The following is a 19,608-nucleotide window of genomic DNA, read 5'->3' on the forward strand; positions in this document are numbered from 1 at the left end:
GGGCGGACTGTGGCCTTGTTCAACTGCTTCTCGCCGTCGGCCTCGGCCAACTCGTTCGCGGAGGAGTTCGAAGCCTGCGCGGGCGGCCGGACATCTGACGCTTGAGCATCTTGCTCGGGTTCACATGGCCTTCATGGCGGCAGACTGCACCTGCCACCTCACCACTTTCCGGTGTCCCACCCCTTGACGCGCAGCCGATGCGCTTGTGCAATCGATTCCGTCATCGGTTGCACAAGGAGTGTGTCTCATGAATCCCATGGATCTGCGCGGCCTCGTCCCCGCCCCCGTCACCGCGTTCACCGCCGAGGGCGAGGTCGACCACGCGGCCAACGCCGATCTCGCGCGCTGGCTGGTCTCCGTGAAGGGTGTGAAGGGGCTGGTGTGTCTGGGTCATGCCGGCGAGGGAACGTACCTGACGCCCGAGGAGCAGGTCGCGCTCATCCGCACGCTTGTCGAGGCGGTCGAGGGCCGGGTGCCGATCATCGCGGGGATCACCGCTGAGGGCACGAAGACCGCGGCCCTGGAGGCGAAGCGGGCAGCGGACGCCGGGGCGCTCGGCGCGCTGGTCTACCCCTCGCACGGCTGGCTGCGCTTCGGGTTCCAGAAGGGTGCGCCGCAGGAGCGCTACCGGGCCATCCACGAGGAGTCAGGCCTGCAGACCATCCTCTTCCAGTACCCGGACGCCACCAAGGCCAGTTACGACCTGGAGACCCAGCTGGAGGTCGCCGCCCAGCCGGGCACCGTCGCCACCAAGAACGGCGTGCGCAACATGCGCCGCTGGGACACGGAGATCCCGGTTCTGCGCGAGCAGTTCCCCGACCTGCAGATCCTCACCTGCCACGACGAGTACCTGCTGCACACCATGTTCGACGTCGACGGCGCCCTGGTCGGCTACGGCGGCCTTGCACCCGAGCCGCTGGTCGAGCTCATCGCCGCCGGCAAGGACAGGGACTATGCCAAGGCCCGCGAGATCCACGACCGTCTGCTGCCGGTGACCAAGGCCGTCTATCACCGCGGCTCCCACATGGAGGGCACCGTCGCACTCAAGATCGGCCTGCGGGCCCGCGGGATCCTGAGGGAAGCCACCGTCCGCCAGCCACTCCAGCCGGTCGGCGAGGAAGCCGCCGCCGAGATCGAGTTCGCCCTGAAGCAGGCCCAGCTCATCTGACGCGTTCCGCCGCACGCCCCGCACCTGCCCGGCCGAGCCGCTCCCCACCGCTCAGCCGCGGGACCCATGGTCCCCGCCCGGCCCGAGTCTCTCCGCCGGGCCTGGCAGGATCGGCAGCAGGCGCTGCCGATCCTGTGTCCCCTTTCGCTGGCCCGCACCACCGCTCTCAACGGCCGGCACCCGCTCAACGGCGAGGAACGACAGACATGACAACCTTTGTCGCCGACGGAGGAGCAGCGAAGGCCGCGAACGCCGCGCTGGTGGCCCGTCTCGAACGACTTCCCGTGACACGGCGCCTGACCTTGATCCGCGTCATCGTCGGCAGTGCCACCTTCTTCGATGCCTATACCGTCCTGGCCATTGCGTTCGCCATGCCGCAACTGGTGGACGAGTGGAACCTCAGCCCCTCCCAGGTCGGCATGATCCTCTCGGCCGGATACCTGGGCCAGCTCGTCGGCGCACTCGTCTTCGGAGGACTGGCGGAGAAGATCGGCCGCCTGCCCACCTTGCTCATCACCATCGTGCTGTTCGTCTCGATGGACATCGCGTGCCTCTTCGCCTGGGGCGGCACGTCCATGATGATCTTCCGATTCGTGCAGGGCGTCGGCACCGGAGGCGAAGTACCGGTGGCGAGCGCCTACATCAACGAGTTCATCGGGGCCCGAAAGCGCGGCCGTTTCTTCCTCCTGTACGAGGTCATCTTCCCTGCCGGCCTGATGTTCGCCGGGATCGCCGCCTACTTCCTGGTCCCGGTGTTCGGCTGGAGGGCCCTGTTCGTCGTGGGCCTCGTCCCGGCCGTCCTGACCATCCCGCTGCGCTGGCTGATGCCCGAGTCCCCTCGCTGGCTCGCCGCCAAGGGCCGTCACGAGGAAGCCGACACCGTCGTACGGAAACTGGAGGCCGACGCCACCAAGCAGGGCCTGCCGCTGCCCGAGCCGGTCTTCCGCCCGGTGGACACATTGCCCACGGCCCGCTCGGACTGGCGCGAGCTCTTCAAAGGCATCTACCTCAAGCGGACCCTCATGATCTGGGTCCTGTGGGTGTCTGTCTACATGATCAACAACGGCCTGGTGACCTGGCTGCCCACCCTCTACAAGCAGGTCTTCCATCTCCCTCTGGAGACCAGCCTCGCCTATGGCTGGATCACCTCGGGCGTGGGCGTCGTCGCCTCCGTCATATGCGCGCTGCTGATCGACAAGGTCGGCCGCAAACGCTGGTACGCCGTCGCCTTCTTCGTCGCCACCGTGCCGCTCCTCGTCCTCACGGCGCTGGGCGCCACCACCGCGACCCAGGTCGTCGTCCTGGCCCCCATCGCCTACGCGATCCTGCAGACCATCTCCTTCTCCCTGTACCTCTACTCCGCCGAGCTGTACCCCACGCGGCTCCGCGCGATCGGCACCGGCTTCGGCAGCGCGTGGCTGCGGGCGGGCTCGTCCATCGGCCCGCTGATGGTGGGTTTGATCGTCGCTGACCTCGGCATCCGCTACGTGTTCACCGCCTTCGCCGCCGTCGCGCTCGTCGGCGGCCTGGTCACCACCGTCTTCGCCATCGAAACCAAGGGCAGAGTCCTGGAGGAACTGTCACCCTGAGCAATCGCCGCACCGCATGTGCCGCCCACGGCGTCGTCCGTGGGCGGCACATGAGTGTCCGGTGAAAGCCGCCCACATCCCTTGGTGCAATCGTTTCCTCCGCGCGTTGCACGGTAGATACGCTTGTTGCGTCGAGCAGCAGGAAGAGGGGACACCAGGACGATGGACAGGCCCGAGCCCGGGGACTCCGTGCCTGCGACCACAGGGGACAAACCGCCGACCATCGCCGACGTGGCACGGACCGCTGGTGTCAGCCGCTCCACGGTGTCACGGGCCCTCAACCGCGGGCACCGCTTCTACCGCAGCCCTTCCGCCGCGCGCATCCGTGAGGTCGCTGACACCATCGGCTACGCGCCCAACCCGGTGGCGTCCAACCTCCGCCGTCAGCAGACCAACACCATCGGCGTGCTGGTGCCCCGGCTCACCGACACCGTGATGGCCATGCTCTACGAGGAGATCGCCACCGCGGGCCTCAAACGCGGCTACCACACCGTCGTCGCCACCACCCACGACGACCCCACCCGCGAGCGCGAGAGCGGCGACGTCCTGCTCCAGCGCCGCGTCGACGGCCTGATCCTCACCACCGCCCGTACCGACGGCGGCTTCTGTCAGGACCTGGCGGACAAGGGTGTCGCACACGTACTGGCACTGCGGGCCTACGCCGGCAGCCCGGCTGCGCTTGGCGACGACCACCTGGGCGGCTATCTCGCCACTCGCCACCTCATAGACCTCGGCCACCGGCGCATCGCCCTGATCGCCGGGCCCGCCTACGCCTCGAGCGCTCTGGGCCGCCGCGCCGGCTACGAGGACGCGCTGCGGGAAGCCGGCATCCCTGTCGACGAAGCGTCGATCCTGCCCTCCAGCTTCAGCATGGAGAGCGGTGAGGACGCGGGGCGCCACCTACTCGACCTCGCCCCGAGGCCGACTGCGGTCTTCGCGGTCAACGACAACACGGCCGTCGGCCTCCTCTCCGCAGTCCAGCGCGCGGGCCTGCGCATCCCCGACGACCTCTCGGTGGTGGGCTACAACGACATCCCCCTGACAGCCCGTCTGCCCGTACCGCTGACGACGGTCCGCGTCCCTTTCGACGCCATCGCCACCACCGCCGTCGACCAGCTCATCGACCTCATCACCGGCGCACCCACCGAAACCAGAACCTTCGCCCCCACTCTCATCCCCCGCCGCAGCACCGCGCGCGCAGCCTGAGCACCCGGCAACGGCCGACAGCCTGCTTTCGCGAGGGTCGGTCAGAGCGAACCGGAACTCATTCCTCACGAGCTACGGTCGTCGCCCTCCCACAAGGCGAGGTGGAGCGGCAGCTTGAGCGAATCTCCGGCCTACACGTTCGTGGGCGACACGAGGCAGCCGAGGACACCCACCAGTCGGCGCCGCCGCTGGCTCACGACATCCGGCCGGTCACGTGGCGTGAAATACGCGGAGGCAGGCGTGCGGTGCGGCGTCGAGAAGGCGATCATCGGAGCATGGACATCACCCTTCGCCTCGCGCAACAGCCCGAAGCCGACGAGCTGCTCAGCCGCAGCCCCCTCGCCGTGATGACCGGGATGCTGCTCGACCAGCAGGTGCCGATGGAGTGGGCGTTCACAGGTCCGTACACCATCGCCCAGCGCATGGGCAGTGACGATCTGGACGCCCACGAGATCGCGGCGCGCGACCCGGAGGAATTCGCGGCACTGCTGTCGCAGAAGCCCGCCGTGCACCGCTATCCCGGCTCCATGGCCAAGCGCGTGCAGCAGCTGTGCCAGTACCTCGTCGACCATCACGACGGCGATGCGAGCGCGGTGTGGCGCGACGTCCCCACCGGCGCCGAAGTGCTCAAGCGCCTCAACGCCCTGCCCGGCTACGGCAAGCAGAAGTCCCAGATCTTCCTGGCTCTGCTGGGCAAGCAGATGGGTGTGACCCCCGAAGGCTGGCGCGAGGCCGCCGGCGCGTACGGCGACGCCGACGCACACCGCTCTGCCGCCGACATCACAGGACAGGAATCCCTGGAAAAAGTCCGCGCCTTCAAGCAGGAGGCAAAGCGGGCCCGAAAGAAGACCTGACGGCGGCTGGTCATGATTGAGGCCGTTCTCGTGCGCCTTCAAGACCTTGCTCCGCCCCACCCGAGCACGGGCGCCTGCCCGGGGTCACCGAACCCCGGATGCGGTCGAGCAGGTCCCAGGTGCGTCTGATACCCCGTGGGTCAGGTGCTGGGACGAAGGTCCCACGCGTTCTGGAGAGCTGACTGCGCATCTTCCCCGAGAAGGCCGTGCGTCATCCCGCCTGGCAGGGTGGGAAGCTCAGCCCAGTGAGTGACGGTTTCCTCACTGGCAAGGCCGTAGGGCAAACGGACAATCCCGTCGGAGTCGACGAAACAGTCTCTGTGCTCTGCCCCGTCCTCACTCCAGTGCAGAGTCATGAAGACCATTGGCCTCACCAGCCAAAATTCCTCACCCGACGCCGTATCGGACTCAGCGGCGTTGTCAACCGGATACCGGCCCGTGATCGCTGCTGCCACGGGTGCACCGCTCCAAGGCAGCCTCTCGCGTGCGTCCACCCACGTCACCACGGCGTTCAGATTCGTCATCTTCCCCCTCGCTGAGGCACCCGGCACTCAGTGGTTCGAGCCATATCGCCGGTCAAGGCAGCGCGGCGTTGCCCAGCACGTATGTGGTTTTCGATACGCCGACGATATGCGCCTACTCGTAGCATTCGGAGCATGCGTGTGCTGATAGTCGAGGACGAACCTTATCTGGCGGAAGGCATCCGCGATGGCCTGCGCCTGGAAGCGATCGCGGCCGACATCGCCGGTGACGGCGACACCGCTCTGGAACTGCTGAGCATCAACACCTACGACATCGCCGTCCTCGACCGCGACATTCCCGGCCCCTCCGGTGACGAGATCGCCAAACGCATCGTCGCCTCCGGCAGCGGCAAGCCCATCCTCATGCTCACCGCGGCCGACCGTCTCGACGACAAGGCCTCCGGGTTCGAACTCGGCGCCGACGACTACCTCACCAAGCCCTTCGAACTCCAAGAACTCGTGCTCAGGCTCAGAGCACTCGACCGCAGACGTGCCCACCACAGGCCTCCCGTGCGAGAGCTCGCAGGCCTGCGACTGGACCCGTTCCGCAGAGAGGTCCACCGGGACGGCCGCTACGTCGCGCTGACCCGAAAGCAGTTCGCAGTGCTCGAACTCCTCGTCGCTGCCGAAGGCGGTGTCGTCAGCGCCGAAGAGCTGCTGGAACGCGCGTGGGATGAGAACGCAGACCCGTTCACCAGCGCCGTGCGCATCACCGTCTCGGCGCTGCGCAAACGGCTCGGCCAACCCTGGATCATCGCCACCGTGCCGGGCGTCGGCTACCGCATCGACACGCAACCAGAGGAGGCCGGAAGCGAGGGAGGCGAGGGAGGCGAGCGTGGATAGGGCACCTGGGTTGAGCGTGCGCCTCAAGCTCACCCTCAGCTACGCCGGATTCCTCATGCTTGCCAGTGTCCTGCTGCTCGCGGCGGTATGGGTGTTCCTCCTCCGTTATGTCCCCGACCGTGCGATGCTCATCAACCCCGATGACAGGCCCGCGAATGGTGTTTTCCCCGTCCGGTCCGCCCTCCTGGACGTTTTCGCTCCGAGGGCAGCCGCAGTACTGGCGTTCCTGCTGGTGTTCGGCCTCGTGGGAGGGTGGATCCTCGCCGGCCGGATGCTCGCCCCGCTGACCCGCATCACCGACGCCGCCCGGCTGGCCTCGACCGGATCGCTCTCCCACCGGATCCGGCTACCGGGCCGCAAAGATGAGTTCCGCGAACTCGCCGACGTCTTCGACGGCATGCTCGAGCGGCTCGAGGTGCACGTCGCCGAACAGCAGAGATTCGCAGCCAACGCCTCTCACGAGCTGCGCACCCCGCTCGCGATCTCGAAGACACTTCTCGACGTGGCCCGCAGCGATCCGACCCGCGACACGGGCGAAATCATCGACCGCCTCCACGCCGTCAACACCCGAGCGATCGACCTCACTGAAGCGTTGCTCGTGCTCAGCCGCGCCAACCAGCGGTCCTTCACCCGGGAACATGTCGACCTGTCCCTCATGGCGGAACAAGCCACCGAAACGCTCCTCCCCCTTGCCGAAAAGCATGGCGTCACCGTCGAGACATCCGGCGACATCAGCCTCGCCATCGGCTCACACGCGCTCCTGCTGCAGCTGACCACGAACCTCGTGCACAACGCGATCGTCCACAACTTGCCTGAGCAGGGCACTGTGTGGGTCAACACCAGCGTCCGCTTCAACAGTGTGGTGCTCACTGTCGAGAACACCGGCGAGAAGCTCACCACGGAGACGGCCTCGACGCTCACAAGTCCGTTCCAGCGCGGCACCGGGCGCATACACACCGATCACGCAGGCGTCGGCCTCGGCTTGACCATCGTCGAGACAATCGCCCACGCGCACGACGGAACACTCACCCTCACCCCGCGCTCCGGCGGCGGGATCCGCATCGCTGTGGAACTACCCGCGGTATCCCCGCACACGGACAGGTCCGGTGAGGATTCAGGGAGTTGACGGGTGGCCGGCTGCGAGGTGTCCAGGCCGATCCGAGGACGCTGTGGCCGTGGCGCGCCACCATCGGCGCGACGCCAGCGCGGCCAGCCCGGCTCCGGCGGCGTTGAGCAGCACGTCGTCGACAGAGGACACCCGGTCCAGCCGCAGGACGTACTGTGCGGCCTCGACCAGGACAGAGCAGCCCGCCCCGAGCGCCAGGACCCGCGGCACCGACGCCAGCGCCCCGAACCGCAGCGGGGCGAGGAACCCCAGCGCCGCGAACACCAGCAGGTTGCCGACGACCTGGCCCGTGTCCATCGTCAGCAGATCCCGCAGCGGTACCAGGCTCATGACGGCACCGGCCTCGTCGCCCGGCAGCATGATCATCCAGACCCACGGCACCGTTCCGTAGACCATGCCGACCTCGGCCAGCGACGTCCGCCACGCCCGCGCCGGCGTGGTGCCGGAGACACTCCGACGGCGGGCCAGAGCCCACACCGCCAGTGCGGCCAACGGCAGCGCGGCCACCGTGATGAGTGCCACGCCATTGAACGTTCCGACCCAGACGTGCCAGACCGGCCTGTGCAACGGCATGGACAAGATCTTCAGTACCGCGTCGACCGGGCCGAACGCAGCGATTGCTGCTCCGGTGATCGCCAGACTGACGATCACGATCCTGCGCGTACGACGGGCTGGGGCTGACGGTGATGTGCTGTGGTCCATGCCCCCAGTGAAGAAGGAAGACTGTGTTGCGGGCGTATGCGCTTTTCGATGCGCTCGCGACACACGGGTCCCCGGCGGGACGAACTGATCCCGCGGACCCGGCGGCAGCCCAACCGCGCGGACGCCACGAAGAGCTTCGCTCGCACCCGCGATGACCTCCACAAGCGTGGAGTGGGCGCTCAACTCCTCGGCGCTGCTTCAGCTTTGCGAGCTCGACCGTGGCGTGAGCAGTTGACGCAGCGGAACCGCCCAACGAGGCAGACCGCTCAGGGACGAAGGGCCAGATCGGGCACCAACCCCCACCTGAACCTTCACGCCGGGCGGCGTCACCTGGCTGTTGGGGGGCAGGACGTTGCTGACAGAGCTCTAGGCCGGATCCGCTCGGGTGAGGGAGGGCTGCCCACGGTCAAGAGCCCCTCCGTTCCCGGCCCTGTGGCGCGAGGACTGGGCCTCCCTCCCACGACGCGAAAACGAGGTAGGTCTGCAGTCGGCCGACCTCCTGTCGGGCGGTGAAGGCGAGTACCAGCTGCTGCAGGTCGGCGGTGTCGGCGCAGGCCACCTGGACGAGGAAGTCGTCGGGCCCGGTGACGTGCTGGAGGCTGCGGGTTTCGGGCAGAGCCTGTGCCCAGGCGACGAATGGGTCCACGAGAGGCCGGGAGTGGGCGACGAACTGCACCGCCAGCACCGCCTCGATTCCACGGCCGACAGCCTGCGGACTGACCTTCGCATGGAAGCCGGAGATCACGCCGGCCCGCTGCAGACGCTGGGTCCGGGCCAGGCAGGTTGAGGGAGCGATCCCGACCCGCCCTGCCAGCACCTTGTTGGCCAGCCGACCGTCCTTCTGCAACTCACGCAGGATCGCTGAATCTATCGAATCCAAAGTCACACTTTCGCTCATGGACCGAATCTAGAACAGTCACGGACCACTATTCGCGAACGGGCACCCACGCTTGCTCCATGACTTCCTGGACCACCCGCGCACTTCACGCGGGACGTGACGACCTCGTCGGCCTCGGCCTGCATGTGCCTCCACTCGACCTGTCCACCACCTATCCGAGTCGCGACAGCGCCGGCGAGGCCGACCGCCTGGATATCCTCGGCACGGGTGCCACTGACGGTGGTCTCCCCGTCTACGGCCGGCTCGGCAACCCGACTGTTGCTCGCTTCGAAACAGCCCTGGCCGAACTGGAGGGCGCGCAGGCAGCGGCCGCTTTCGCCAGCGGGATGGCGGCGCTCTCCGCGGTTCTGATCGCGCAAGTTGCCTCTGGGCGCCCGCACGTCGTCGGCGTACGTCCGCTGTACGGGACGAGCGATGTCCTGCTCACCTCCGGACTGCTGGGCACTTCCGTGACGTGGGCGCCCGTGGAGAAGGTCGCTGCGGCGGTGCGCCCCGAGACCGGCCTCGTCATGGTGGAGACGCCGGCCAATCCGACGCTCTGCGAGGTCGACATCCGGGCGCTGGCCGACAGCGTGGCACCGGTACCGCTACTGGTGGACAACACCTTCGCGACGCCCGTCCTGCAGCGGCCGCTGGCACTGGGGGCGGCAATCGTGCTGCATAGTGCGACGAAGTACCTCGGCGGTCATGGCGACGCGATGGGCGGAATCGTGGCTGGCGAAGACACGTTCGTGGAGGCACTGCGGCGAGTGCGGTTCATGACCGGCGGAGTGTTGCACCCGGTCGCGGGATACCAACTCCTGCGGGGGCTCTCGACGCTGGAAGTGCGAGTGCGAGCCGCGTCGGCAAACGCCGCTGAGCTCGCAGGCCGATTGGCGGACCACCCGGCCGTAAGCAGGGTGCACTACCCGGGGCTTGAGGGTGCCGCCCGGCCCCGCGGCCAAATGAGCAGCGGAGGCGCGATGGTCTCCTTCGAGACCCACGCCGACCCGCACACCGTCATCGGCGCAGTCCGGCTCTTCACCCCAGCGGTCAGCCTGGGCAGCGTCGACAGCCTCATCCAGCACCCGGTCTCGCTCAGCCACCACGTCATGGACCCCGGTTCCCGCGACGGGGCCGGCGTCTCGCCCCGACTTCTGCGCGTCTCGGTGGGCCTTGAGGACGTTGACGACCTGTGGAGCGATCTCGACCAAGCACTCCGCGCCGGAGATTAGCCGCCGACGTTGCGCTGGCGCCCACCGCGACCTTGATAGCCCGCATTACCAGGGACCGTGGTAGCCCAGTCCCAGAGCCAGGGCGGCAGCAGCGGTGGCAAGGAACACGATCCCGCCCACGATGTCGCGGGACCCCACCCGCAGGTGGGCGATGATCGCGCCGATGAAGTACAGCACGAGGCCGGAGGCGGCGAGGGTCCCCAGGAGCGGCACGGCGAACCCCGCCAGCAGACCCATGGCACCCGCTGCCAGCAGCATTCCCAGCACCGGTACCCACTTCCGGGGCACGCCCTTCATGTCCGCCTGGGACTTGGGGTATTCGTGGCCGATCAGGTAGAAGACCGCGGCGGCACCGTTGAAGACCGCGCCGAGCATGGTGACCGTGACGTAGGCGGCGAACACGATTCTCCGTTTCAACGGGAGTACTACTGCCGGGCACTCGGTCGTGGGATGTCCTTCTCCTGAAGACGAACCCACCGACTCGATTTGTGACATCGGTTAGCCGCCCGGCGCGGTGCCAGTGGTCTCGAAAGCCGGCGCCTTCTGTTTCACGGCCCGAGGCGCGGTGCGGCAGCTTCCACTGCTCGCCCGGATCGCCTTCATGTTGGGCGCCTCTGTGACCGTGACGGCACTGTCCGTCTGGGAGATGTACCGGCTCCGCAACCACCACGGACTGCGACTCCGCGCGGCCTTGCAGCGCTGACGCGGCCTCGAGATCGGGCACTGCGCCGACCGCCGGCCAACAGGTGCCTATGGAATGGGCGTTCACCGGTCCGCACACCATCGCGCAGCGCGTGGAGCGAGCTGGACGCGCATCGCCCGCCTCCACGCGCTCCCCTGTACGGCAAGCAGCGGGACGTGACCCGATTCGTGGTTGGCAGCGCCGGGCAACGCCGGCAGACCAGCACGGTTTGGCACGAGGAGGCGGGCGCACTCACACGTGGAGCTAGGCCGCCCGTCGCCGCTGCGGCTGGGGAACGGACTGGCGCTTCGGCCGTCCGGTGCTGCCCTGGGATGACCCGGAGGTGCGCCGGGCCTGGGCGGGGCGGCCGCGTCGGCCGCGGGCCGAGGAGGCGCTTCGCCTGGCCGGTTCCGTCACGGGGGCGGCGATGGTGACAGCGACGCCGGAGGGCCTCCGGGCACCGGTGATGCGGCTCAGTTCCGCCTCGCCGGAGCGGACCTGGGCGATCTTCGGCGTGATGCCGGCATCGGTCATCAGGCGTGTCAGGTCGCGGCGTTGTTCGGGCAGCACCAGCGTGACGACACTGCCCGATTCGCCGGCACGGGCGGTGCGGCCACCGCGGTGCAAGTAGTCCTTGTGGTCGCTCGGCGGGTCGACATTGACCACGAGGTCGAGGCTGTCGATGTGGATGCCGCGGGCCGCGACGTTGGTGGCCACCAGCACAGAGACGTCGCCGGACTTGAACTGGGCGAGGGTGCGCGTGCGTTGGGGCTGTGACTTGCCCCCGTGCAGGGCGGCCGCCCGTACGCCGCTCTTCAGCAGGTGCTTGGTGAGCTTGTTCACGGCGTGCTTGGTGTCCAGGAACATCAGCACCCGGCCGTCGCGGGCGGCGATCTCGGTGGTGGTGGCGTACTTGTCCGCGCTGTGGACGTGCAGGACGTGGTGTTCCATCGTGGTGACCGCGCCGGCGGAGGGGTCGACGGAGTGCACGACCGGGTCGTGCAGGTAACGGCGGACCAGGAGATCGACGTTGCGGTCCAAGGTGGCCGAGAACAGCATCCGCTGGCCCCCGGCACGCACCAGGTCGAGCAGTTCGGTGACCTGGGGCATGAAGCCCATGTCCGCCATCTGATCGGCTTCGTCCAGCACGGTGATGGCGACTCGGTCCAGTCGGCAGTCGCCACGCCCGAGGAGGTCCTTCAGCCGGCCCGGGGTCGCGACGACGACCTCGGCTCCGGCGTGCAGTGCGCCGGCCTGACGGCCGATCGACATGCCGCCGACGACGGTGGCAATCCGCAAGCTCATCGACCGGGCGTACGGGGTCAGCGCATCGGTGACCTGCTGTGCGAGCTCCCGCGTGGGGACGAGAACCAGAGCCAACGGCTGGCGGGACTCCGCTCGTTGGCCCGCAGTACGGGCCAGCAGGGCGAGGCCGAAGGCGAGTGTCTTGCCCGACCCGGTGCGCCCGCGGCCCAGGACGTCCCGCCCCGCGAGGGAGTTGGGCAGGGTGGCTCCCTGAATGGGGAACGGTACGGTCACGCCCTCGGCGCGCAGCGCCGCCAACAGAGGCGCGGGCATGTCCAGTTCAGCGAACGCCGTTGCGGCGGGCAGCGCCGGGGTCATGGTCTCCGGGAGCGCGAACTCTCCCTGCAGTGCGGCAGGACGGCGCCCCTTGCCGCCGGAACGGGCGGAGGTTCCGGACCGCTTCTGGCCGGTCCTGCCGCTCGGGGACTGAAAGCGGCGCCCGCCACCCTTGCCGGAGCCGGCGGAGCGGTCGCGGAAGTTGCGGTCGTTCGTGCGTGCTGTGCGGTTCATGCAGAACCTTCCTCGATGCGGCGCGTATCGAGGAATTCGCGGCGCCCATGTGGCGCGGGGAATCGCAAGAACGAGCCGAAAAGCAAGATGAGAAGAAGCGCGGTTGCTCGGAACCGATCCGAGCCCTGCACTTCGAGGGGAACGGCACCTGACGGACCTGCGGCCCGGGTGCCGGAAAAGACGAGTCGGAGCGGGCTGGTGTGGGACCGGGGTCCGAAGGGAGTGCCGCCCGTACCGGAGAGACAGGAGGGCGTTGCCCTCGACGTCGGCGGCGCCGTTGCCGCGCACGATGGATGGGTCCCGGAAGACCAACGAGCTGGGCCCGCACCCGAGGGTGCGGGCCCAGCTTCGAAGAACGCCTCAGTGTCAGGCAGGAGTGATGTTCTCCGCCTGCGGGCCCTTCTGGCCCTGCGTGACGTCGAAGTTCACCTTCTGGCCTTCGTGCAGCTCACGGAAGCCCTGGGCGGCGATGTTCGAGTAGTGGGCGAAGACGTCAGCGCCGCCGCCATCCTGCTCGATGAAGCCGAAGCCCTTTTCCGAGTTGAACCACTTCACGGTGCCGGTAGCCATGCATTTTCTCCTTCGGGGCAGTGCCCGAGGCCCGCACTCTGCGAACCCCGCGTCGCCGCGATGATGCCCCGCCGGAAAATCACCGGCCTCACAAAAAAGTGCGCTCACCAGCTCAAAGGCCGGTAAGAGCACTTGAAGTATTCGGGAACCACAACTGCAACCAAAATGAACGGTAACACGCCGAGCGACCGGGCGGGCCATCAGTGCGGTCCCACTGGCCTGCGCGGTGATGCACCCCACGTTGACGGTGCACCCCACCTTGATCAGGTGAGGGTGTCGCCGGGCCGCCGCCCGCGCGCTCATGGTGCGCTGCCCGCCAGGCCCGCGACCGCGCCGCGCCGCGCCGCCGGGAGCCCTGCCCGTCTCCGCGGGAGCGCCGTGTCCGTGCTCCTGGCCGTGGGCCAAGCGCCGGGATGCCGGGGCACCGGCCCTCCAGAGCAGCCGAGCGTGGCCGGTCCCGCGTGGCCGGCGGCACCCGAGGTGCGCCCGGCAGCTGCAGCCGTCGGCGCGGAATGCCGCTGCCGGGCCCCGCCTGGCTCAAGTCGCGCTGCTCCATGTGAGCCACCGCCTGGCCTCCGCTGCTGCCGCCTCCGGTGGCCTCACGGTTGGCAATCAGGGGCGCCGAGTAAAACTTTGTGAACTGATTCACAGTAAACCCTTGGCCGGGTCCCGTACTCCGTGCTGAGATGCGCTCACATCCGGCTCGAAGCTCAATGGCGCGCTTGGGAGGGCAACTGTGGCGGAAACCGCCATGTCACGTTCGGTACAGCTGGAGGCCGGCGACGGCGAACCGTCTCCGGTGTTCGGTGCTGGCGCGCCACCGGAAGGGCCGGGCAAGGTCTCGCCCGTGGACGGCGCGGTGTGGCGGTTGCGCTCACGCGGCTGCTGGGAGGACGCGGCCGCGCTCCTGGAGCCCTACGCGGCGACGGACACGGCGGCTTCCCTGCGGCGGGCCGCGCTCCTGGTGGAACAGTGCATGTTCACGAACGACGGCTGGGACGCCGCGGAGTCCGCGCTGCGCGCCGCGGAGGCGCTCGCACAGGACGACGAGGAGCGCGGTGCGGCAGCGTGCGAACGGGGCCAACTCGCCTACACGGCAACGGTCCTGGGTGTACGCGACCGCTCGGACGAGGCGCGCGCCGCGCTGGGCAGGGCGGCCGCCCTGCTGCCGCCCACGGCACGCGGACGGGCGATGCTGGACTACCGGCGTGGACTGCTGGCCGAACACCTCAGCGACACACCGCAGTCGGCCCAGGCCGCCTACCGGCGTGCGCACGCCGCCGCGGCGGCGCTCGACGACCTGCTCCTGTGCTCCTTCACCTGGCGGCATCTGGCCGGGCTCGCACTGCGGGAGGGCGAGATCGCGGAGGCGCGGCACGGATTCACCGAATCGCTGCGGCTGCGCGAGGAGTTGGGCTTCCTGGTCGGCATGGCGCCGGCCCTCACGGCGCTGGCGGACGTGGAGCCGGAGCCGGAGGCGACCCGTCTGCGCGAAGAGGCCGGGCGCCTCTTCCGGCTGCTGGGCGGTGTCCCGACATGGCTCGCCGGACAGTTCCCCCCGGCCTGAACGCGGCCTGAACGCGGCCTGATCCGAAGGCTGCTGACGCGAAGTGACCTGGTCCTGCCGTCGCGCCGCCGGCCCGGCGGCGCGGGGCGGCTCAGGCCGTCACGTGTGCGCGCAGGAGACGTTCGACCGCGGCGAGGTCCCGTTCGCGCAGCGCGTCCAGGAGAGCCATGTGGTCGGAGGCGTCCCTGAGCAGTTCCTCGGTGCACAGCGAACGGGCCGCGGGGGCGGGACGGCGATGGGCGCGGCGCTGTATGTCCGCTGCTATGGCGACGAGTTGGCGGTTGCCGGTCAGCTCCAGCAGCGCGCAGTGGAAGGCGCTGTCGGCGTCGGCGTAGGCGGCACGGTCGCCGCGTCCGGCAACGGCCAGCGCCTCGTCGGCGTACGGGCGGAGGCTCTCCCAGCACTCAGGCGGCATCGTGCGGGCCGTCTCAAGCACCGAGGGGATCTCCAACAGGATCCGTATCTCGGCCAGTTCGGCCACGTCCCGGTCGCTGCACACCGCTATGCGGAAGCCGCGGTTGGGCACCGTCTCGACGGCGCCCTCGCACACCAGGCGCTGCATCGCCTCGCGTACAGGCGTCGCCGAGACGCCGAGGCGTTCGGCGAGGGCGGGCGCGGAGTAGACCTCGCCCGGAGCGAGTTCACCCGAGAGCAGGGCCTCGCGCAGGGCGGTGAGCACCTGGGCGCGCACGGAGTGCCGCTCGGGCTGCTTCGCCGAGCGGGACTGCCGGAAGTGGGAAGGACGCCCCCCGGGCGGTCCTGGCTGCCCCGGCACGCCGGACTCCCCGGGCCCACCAGGCGTGGCGGCGCCCGTCACCGGCGGCGCCGCGGGTTCGCTGTGCACATGCTCGCCCCGTGCCCCCTCGTCGCCGTCGACCCCGGCGGGGTGCTGCTGTCCTGCCGGGCCCGGACGAGGGGAGCTGCAGGGGTGGAGCGCGGCATCTCCCGCCGGTACGGGCGCATCCGCTGCGGTCTGCTCCATGTGCCCTCCAGGTCTCGCTGTGCACCATAGGCGGACCCGGCGCGAGATCAAACCTTCGCGGCATCGGCTAAGGTAAGGCTAACCTGCTGTTGATCTCGATCGGTGGTCCCCGATGGCCATGCCCACGTTCGCCCCGGCCCCCGCAGAGCCCGCCGGCATCTCGCCGCTCACCGCGGCGTACGCACGGCTGAGCGATGTGTTCCAGGGGCTGCGCGTGCGTGAGGTCGGACCCGGCGGCGCTCTTCCCGTGGGCCCGGAGTGGGTGCCCGCCACCTGGTTGGCCGAAGGCGGGGCGTCCGTCGACGAGTTCATCGCCCAGGATGCGGAGCAGGCACTGCGCGACTACGGTCGCCGGCCGCGCGCCGACGTCGCCGCGACCTTCGGCCTGCACCGGTACGCCTGGCCGGTGTGCCTGCTGGTCACCATCCCGTGGTTCCTGCACCGCCGGGTCCCCCGCGTTCCCGTCGAGGCGGTGGCCTGCCGTCGTACCCCCGGCGAACTGGCAGTGCGGATCGAGGAGTTCGCCTGCCTGCCGGGCGATGCGGCCGCGCAGTCCCCCGGCGCGCGTGTCGTCCCGGACGAGGAGGCGCTGCGCGCGGAAGTGCGGGCGGCGCTCGCGGAACATCTCACCCCGGTGCTCGAGGGCTTCCGCCCCCGCATACGGCGTGGCCCGAGGGCCCTGTGGGGCCTGGCGACGGACGAGATCACCGAAGGACTCTGGTATCTCGGCCATCTGCTCGGCGAGGAGAAGCGGGCCGTGCATGAGGCCGGGCTGCTGCTCCCGGGTGCCGTCCTCCCGTACGCGCAGCCCGCCGGCTTCCGCCAACTGACCGGGAAGAGCGGCGAGTTGCTGCCCACCCGCGACAGGGCGAGCTGCTGCCTCTACTACACGCTGCGCCCCCAGGACACCTGTGTGACGTGCCCCCGCACGTGCGACGCGGAGCGCATCGAGCGACTGTCCACGACTCGCTGAGAAGTTCGACCCCAAACGCCCAACTCGGCACCCACTGGCCCCCGTTGGCGTTCTCTTGTGCCGAATCCCCCTTGATGCGCGGTCCGCTGCGCCAGGATGCCTCGCGTCAGAGCGGACCAGGCCGGCGCAACGGGCGGCCGACGGGCGGCAAGGGGCATCGGATGACAATGACGGATCTACCGCTGAGCGGGGCGGTGGCGGGCGCGGTGCTGCTCGTCGGCGCCCTCGCGGCGGTCGTGCTGATGGCACGGGGAAGACGGGCGAACAGGCGGGCGGGCGGCGACGACGGTCCGTCCGACTCCTGGGAGCAGATGGAGCAGCGCCGCCGCCGCAAGGAGACGGTCTACGCGACGGCCGCCTATCTGCTGCTGTTCTGCTGTGCGGCGGTGGCCGCGGCGCTCTCCTTCCACGGCCTCGTCGGCTTCGGGCGGCAGAACCTCCGGCTGTCGGGCGGCTGGGAGTACCTCGTCCCGTTCGGGCTGGACGGCGCGGCGATGTTCTCCGCCGTCATCGCCGTGCGCGAGGCGAGCCACGGCGACGCGTCGCTCGGATCGCGGCTGCTGGTGTGGGCGTTCGCGGGTGCGGCCGCCTGGTTCAACTGGGTGCACGCTCCGCGCGGCACCGACCATGCCGGGGCGCCCGAGTTCTTCGCGGGGATGTCGCTCTCCGCGGCGATCCTCTTCGACCGCGCACTCAAGCAGACCCGTCGCGCCGCACTGCGCGAACAGGGCCTGGTCCCACGACCGTTGCCGCAGATCCGGGTCGTACGGTGGCTCCGCGCTCCCCGCGAGACCTTCCGCGCCTGGTCGCTGATGCTGCTCGAGGGCGTACGGACGCTGGACCAGGCCGTCGAGGAGGTGCGGGACGAGCGCCGGCAGCACGAGCAGGAACGTCTCCGCCGCAAGGAGCAGCAGAAACTCGACCGGGCCAAGGTGAAGGCCCTGGGCAGGCAGCACCGGGGACACGGCCGACGTGGACCCGGGAAGCCGGACGGCACGCGGGCGGAGTACCAGGCCGCGGTTCCCGCGTCCCAGGTATCCGCGGACCCGGCCGTGGCGATGCCGTCGCTGCCCGCTCAGAGCACGGGTGGACGCGGGGACGACGGCGCTGCCGGCACCGCCGGTCCGCGGCTGGACTCGCTCGAGGAGAAACTCGCCGAGATCGAGCGGCAGTTCGGCTGAGCCGGCGCGCGCCGCTCCCCGTCCGGGACTCTCACGACTCCCAGACGGCGACAGCCGTCCGGTCGTCCGCGTAGCCCCGTACACGCAGCTGCACGTCGGCGAGGAACGCGGCCAGGCCCGGAGGTTCCTCCCGGTCGTTCCATGACTGGGCCAGCCGGTGCGCGAACGGGGGCTCCGCGCGGAGCGGCTCGGCGAGCCCCGGGCTGCACAGCAGCAGCGTGTCGCCGCGCCGGGAGACGGTCGCGCTGAAGCGGAACGGTTCGGGCTCCGGCCGTGCGGGCTGCGGGAGGGGTGGCCGTGTGCGCGCGCCGGCGGCCGCCGCGGACAGGTCCATGGTCGGCGGGTCCGCTTCCCGCCGGCCCGTCGGCCCGGAGCGGTCCGGCTTCTGCTCGGGGCGGCTTCCGCTGCGCGGGCCGAGGGGGACGCTGAGCGCCGCCGGGTCGCCCAGCTCCGAGGGGTCGAGCGCGTTCAGGGCGGCATCCGCGCCGGAGCCGGCAATCGGCAACGGGCGGCCGCCGTCCTGTGGACGCGCACCCGGCTCGATCTCACGCCAGGCACCGGCGCGCAGCAGGAACAGACCTCCCTCACCCGCGCCGAAGAAGACACGGGTGCGGCACCGGGGGTCGGCGGACAGCAGGAGGCAGCGCAGATCCGCCGTGTACTCCTCGGGCTGCATCTCCCAGGCGGCGGCCTGTGCGCGCAGCTTGCCGTAGCAGCGGTCGGTCAGCCGCTGCAGTCCGGACTTGAGCTCGGAGCGCCTGTCCGCGCGTATGTCCTCGGCGAGACGCGCGTGGCTCCGGCCGACGACGCCGCCTATGGAGTGGCAGATCTCCCGGGCCGCCCGGTGCCCGCCGGTCGCGGCACGGCCCCCGGCCGCGACGGCGACCAGCAGCAGCGCGGACTCCCCCGAGCCGAAGCGCGCGGTGAGCAGGGCGTCGCGGCGCAGCGCTCCCCTGTGGCGGGCCGAGTCGCCGCGTATCGAGGCGGCGCGGAGAGTGAGTCCGCCGTAGTGGGCCCCGTCGAGGACCGTGTCGGGGACGAGTTCGGAAAGGGACGAGGGGTCGGCGGCGGGGAAGGTGGCCGGTTCGGCCTCGTAGGTCGGCGGGCGGTCACCGACGTGGTCCGGACGAAGTGGGGCCACGGGCTGCGCGGAGCCGTCGGCCTCCTCCGCAGCGGGAACCTCGTACTGCGACGGCGGTGCGGCAGGGAATGTCAGCCCGGCTGCCGTCGGCAGCGACCCGGCCTGCCCCGGGGGAGGATCCTGAGCGGGCGGCGCCTGCGGCGAACCCGGCGCGTCGGCGCGGGGGCGGGGGTCGGGGTCGAGGTCGGCGTCGGGGTCGGCATCGGCGTCGGCGTCGGGGTCGGGGTCGGGCGGCGGCTCCTCGGCCGGGGTGCCGGGTTCGTCGCCGGTCCCCGCCGCGCCGTCAGATGAAGGTCCGGGGTCACTTTCCCGGGAGGGTCCGCTGCCGGACTCCTCCTCCGGTCTGCCGTCGTCCGTGTCGCGCTCGTCCGGCCGCGCGGTCCGTCCCGCGCCGGTCCCTCCGGGGGCGGTGCCGGGTCCCACGGTGCGCCGCACCGACGCGTACCGGTCGTCGAGGGTGTCCCCCGAGCCTCCGCGACCCGTGTCGGGGGATCCCGGGTCGTACAACTGGCTCCACCAGTCGTCCTGTTGGCCGGAATGCGGGTTCCGCGACCACCCCTGCTGACTCATGCTCAT

The 19,608-nt window shown here is 70.1% G+C and carries 18 protein-coding genes; 10 read left to right on the forward strand and 8 right to left on the reverse strand.

The genetic code is table 11. The features are described 5' to 3' along the window. Positions 1-247 precede the first annotated feature (247 nt). The 4 genes from G4Z16_RS05530 (at position 248) to G4Z16_RS05545 (ending at position 4,817) form a co-directional block, all read left to right on the forward strand. Positions 248-1,168 carry a dihydrodipicolinate synthase family protein gene (locus tag G4Z16_RS05530; protein ID WP_197349472.1) on the forward strand — a complete coding sequence of 307 codons (921 nt, stop codon included), beginning with the start codon at positions 248-250 and terminating at the stop codon, positions 1,166-1,168. A 206-nt stretch (positions 1,169-1,374) separates the two neighbouring features. After that, on the forward strand, positions 1,375-2,757 hold the full coding sequence (locus G4Z16_RS05535) for an MFS transporter (RefSeq protein ID WP_197349473.1): 1,383 nt from the start codon (positions 1,375-1,377) through the stop codon (positions 2,755-2,757). A gap of 231 nt (positions 2,758-2,988) precedes the next feature. Next, positions 2,989-3,963 carry a LacI family DNA-binding transcriptional regulator gene (locus G4Z16_RS05540; RefSeq protein WP_246530693.1) on the forward strand — a complete coding sequence of 325 codons (975 nt, stop codon included), beginning with the start codon at positions 2,989-2,991 and terminating at the stop codon, positions 3,961-3,963. Between the two features lie 275 nt (positions 3,964-4,238). Next, positions 4,239-4,817 (forward strand): HhH-GPD-type base excision DNA repair protein, encoded by a 579-nt coding sequence (locus tag G4Z16_RS05545; protein WP_197349475.1) that lies wholly within the window; start codon positions 4,239-4,241, stop codon positions 4,815-4,817. A 140-nt stretch (positions 4,818-4,957) separates the two neighbouring features. Here the strand turns inward: G4Z16_RS05545 and G4Z16_RS05550 are convergent, their stop codons facing one another. Beyond that, a complete protein-coding gene (locus G4Z16_RS05550) occupies positions 4,958-5,341 on the reverse strand; it encodes an AQJ64_40280 family protein (protein WP_197349476.1) in 384 nt (127 codons plus the stop codon). 132 nt (positions 5,342-5,473) lie between these two features. Between G4Z16_RS05550 and G4Z16_RS05555 the strand changes: the two genes are divergently transcribed. Together G4Z16_RS05555 and G4Z16_RS05560 are read left to right on the forward strand one after the other, a co-directional pair. Further along, positions 5,474-6,181 (forward strand): response regulator transcription factor, encoded by a 708-nt coding sequence (locus G4Z16_RS05555; RefSeq protein WP_197349477.1) that lies wholly within the window; start codon positions 5,474-5,476, stop codon positions 6,179-6,181. Beyond that, on the forward strand, positions 6,174-7,307 hold the full coding sequence (locus tag G4Z16_RS05560; RefSeq protein ID WP_197349478.1) for a sensor histidine kinase: 1,134 nt from the start codon (positions 6,174-6,176) through the stop codon (positions 7,305-7,307). The genes G4Z16_RS05555 and G4Z16_RS05560 overlap by 8 nt, the downstream gene beginning before the upstream one ends. Here the strand turns inward: G4Z16_RS05560 and G4Z16_RS05565 are convergent. Together G4Z16_RS05565 and G4Z16_RS05570 are read right to left on the reverse strand one after the other, a co-directional pair. Then, positions 7,296-8,009, reverse strand: coding sequence for a VanZ family protein (locus G4Z16_RS05565; protein ID WP_197349479.1), 714 nt, complete (start codon positions 8,007-8,009; stop codon positions 7,296-7,298). The genes G4Z16_RS05560 and G4Z16_RS05565 overlap by 12 nt on opposite strands. 406 nt (positions 8,010-8,415) lie before the next feature. Further along, positions 8,416-8,907, reverse strand: coding sequence for an Lrp/AsnC family transcriptional regulator (locus G4Z16_RS05570; protein ID WP_197349480.1), 492 nt, complete (start codon positions 8,905-8,907; stop codon positions 8,416-8,418). Between the two features lie 59 nt (positions 8,908-8,966). On the opposite strand from G4Z16_RS05570, the gene G4Z16_RS05575 reads away from it, so the two are divergent. Next, a complete protein-coding gene (locus G4Z16_RS05575) occupies positions 8,967-10,121 on the forward strand; it encodes a trans-sulfuration enzyme family protein (protein WP_197349481.1) in 1,155 nt (384 codons plus the stop codon). 45 nt (positions 10,122-10,166) lie between these two features. Here the strand turns inward: G4Z16_RS05575 and G4Z16_RS05580 are convergent, their stop codons facing one another. The 3 genes from G4Z16_RS05580 to G4Z16_RS05590 all read right to left on the reverse strand — a co-directional run bounded on the left by G4Z16_RS05580 (position 10,167) and on the right by G4Z16_RS05590 (position 13,188). After that, positions 10,167-10,523 (reverse strand): DoxX family protein, encoded by a 357-nt coding sequence (locus tag G4Z16_RS05580; RefSeq protein WP_197349482.1) that lies wholly within the window; start codon positions 10,521-10,523, stop codon positions 10,167-10,169. A gap of 544 nt (positions 10,524-11,067) precedes the next feature. Further along, positions 11,068-12,618, reverse strand: coding sequence for a DEAD/DEAH box helicase (locus G4Z16_RS05585; RefSeq protein WP_197349483.1), 1,551 nt, complete (start codon positions 12,616-12,618; stop codon positions 11,068-11,070). Between the two features lie 366 nt (positions 12,619-12,984). After that, on the reverse strand, positions 12,985-13,188 hold the full coding sequence (locus tag G4Z16_RS05590) for a cold-shock protein (RefSeq protein ID WP_028436804.1): 204 nt from the start codon (positions 13,186-13,188) through the stop codon (positions 12,985-12,987). 751 nt (positions 13,189-13,939) lie between these two features. Here G4Z16_RS05590 and G4Z16_RS05595 point away from each other — a divergent pair. Then, positions 13,940-14,755, forward strand: coding sequence for a hypothetical protein (locus G4Z16_RS05595; RefSeq protein ID WP_246530694.1), 816 nt, complete (start codon positions 13,940-13,942; stop codon positions 14,753-14,755). 91 nt (positions 14,756-14,846) lie between these two features. Here G4Z16_RS05595 and G4Z16_RS05600 read toward each other — a convergent pair whose 3' ends face one another. Next, entirely contained in the window at positions 14,847-15,737 is an 891-nt protein-coding gene (locus tag G4Z16_RS05600) for a GntR family transcriptional regulator (protein WP_197349484.1), read from the reverse strand. Positions 15,738-15,849: 112 nt separating this feature from the next. Between G4Z16_RS05600 and G4Z16_RS05605 the strand changes: the two genes are divergently transcribed. Next, positions 15,850-16,710: a (2Fe-2S)-binding protein gene (locus tag G4Z16_RS05605; RefSeq protein ID WP_197349485.1), complete on the forward strand. Its 861-nt coding sequence runs from the start codon at positions 15,850-15,852 to the stop codon at positions 16,708-16,710. 161 nt (positions 16,711-16,871) lie between these two features. After that, complete coding sequence (locus G4Z16_RS05610; protein ID WP_197349486.1) at positions 16,872-17,891, forward strand: DUF2637 domain-containing protein; 1,020 nt, start codon at positions 16,872-16,874, stop codon at positions 17,889-17,891. A 31-nt stretch (positions 17,892-17,922) separates the two neighbouring features. On the opposite strand, the gene G4Z16_RS05615 is transcribed toward G4Z16_RS05610, so the two are convergent. Beyond that, the gene (locus tag G4Z16_RS05615) at positions 17,923-19,602 is read right to left on the reverse strand and encodes a protein phosphatase 2C domain-containing protein (RefSeq protein ID WP_197349487.1); all 1,680 of its coding nucleotides are present in this window, start codon (positions 19,600-19,602) and stop codon (positions 17,923-17,925) included. Positions 19,603-19,608: the final 6 nt, after the last annotated feature.

Origin of the sequence: Streptomyces bathyalis, assembly GCF_015910445.1 — a bacterium.
Lineage (GTDB): Bacteria > Actinomycetota > Actinomycetes > Streptomycetales > Streptomycetaceae > Streptomyces > Streptomyces bathyalis.

What these genes read in the sequence shown, in the direction of transcription:
- G4Z16_RS05530 (WP_197349472.1), top strand. Translation starts at nt 248, where the DNA reads ATGAATCCCATGGATCTGCGCGGCCTCGTCCCCGCCCCCGTCACCGCG.
- G4Z16_RS05535 (WP_197349473.1), top strand. Translation starts at nt 1,375, where the DNA reads ATGACAACCTTTGTCGCCGACGGAGGAGCAGCGAAGGCCGCGAACGCC.
- G4Z16_RS05545 (WP_197349475.1), top strand. Translation starts at nt 4,239, where the DNA reads ATGGACATCACCCTTCGCCTCGCGCAACAGCCCGAAGCCGACGAGCTG.
- G4Z16_RS05550 (WP_197349476.1), bottom strand. Translation starts at nt 5,341, where the DNA reads ATGACGAATCTGAACGCCGTGGTGACGTGGGTGGACGCACGCGAGAGG.
- G4Z16_RS05555 (WP_197349477.1), top strand. Translation starts at nt 5,474, where the DNA reads ATGCGTGTGCTGATAGTCGAGGACGAACCTTATCTGGCGGAAGGCATC.
- G4Z16_RS05565 (WP_197349479.1), bottom strand. Translation starts at nt 8,009, where the DNA reads ATGGACCACAGCACATCACCGTCAGCCCCAGCCCGTCGTACGCGCAGG.
- G4Z16_RS05570 (WP_197349480.1), bottom strand. Translation starts at nt 8,907, where the DNA reads ATGAGCGAAAGTGTGACTTTGGATTCGATAGATTCAGCGATCCTGCGT.
- G4Z16_RS05575 (WP_197349481.1), top strand. Translation starts at nt 8,967, where the DNA reads ATGACTTCCTGGACCACCCGCGCACTTCACGCGGGACGTGACGACCTC.
- G4Z16_RS05585 (WP_197349483.1), bottom strand. Translation starts at nt 12,618, where the DNA reads ATGAACCGCACAGCACGCACGAACGACCGCAACTTCCGCGACCGCTCC.
- G4Z16_RS05590 (WP_028436804.1), bottom strand. Translation starts at nt 13,188, where the DNA reads ATGGCTACCGGCACCGTGAAGTGGTTCAACTCGGAAAAGGGCTTCGGC.
- G4Z16_RS05595 (WP_246530694.1), top strand. Translation starts at nt 13,940, where the DNA reads ATGTCACGTTCGGTACAGCTGGAGGCCGGCGACGGCGAACCGTCTCCG.
- G4Z16_RS05600 (WP_197349484.1), bottom strand. Translation starts at nt 15,737, where the DNA reads ATGGAGCAGACCGCAGCGGATGCGCCCGTACCGGCGGGAGATGCCGCG.
- G4Z16_RS05605 (WP_197349485.1), top strand. Translation starts at nt 15,850, where the DNA reads ATGGCCATGCCCACGTTCGCCCCGGCCCCCGCAGAGCCCGCCGGCATC.
- G4Z16_RS05610 (WP_197349486.1), top strand. Translation starts at nt 16,872, where the DNA reads ATGACAATGACGGATCTACCGCTGAGCGGGGCGGTGGCGGGCGCGGTG.
- G4Z16_RS05615 (WP_197349487.1), bottom strand. Translation starts at nt 19,602, where the DNA reads ATGAGTCAGCAGGGGTGGTCGCGGAACCCGCATTCCGGCCAACAGGAC.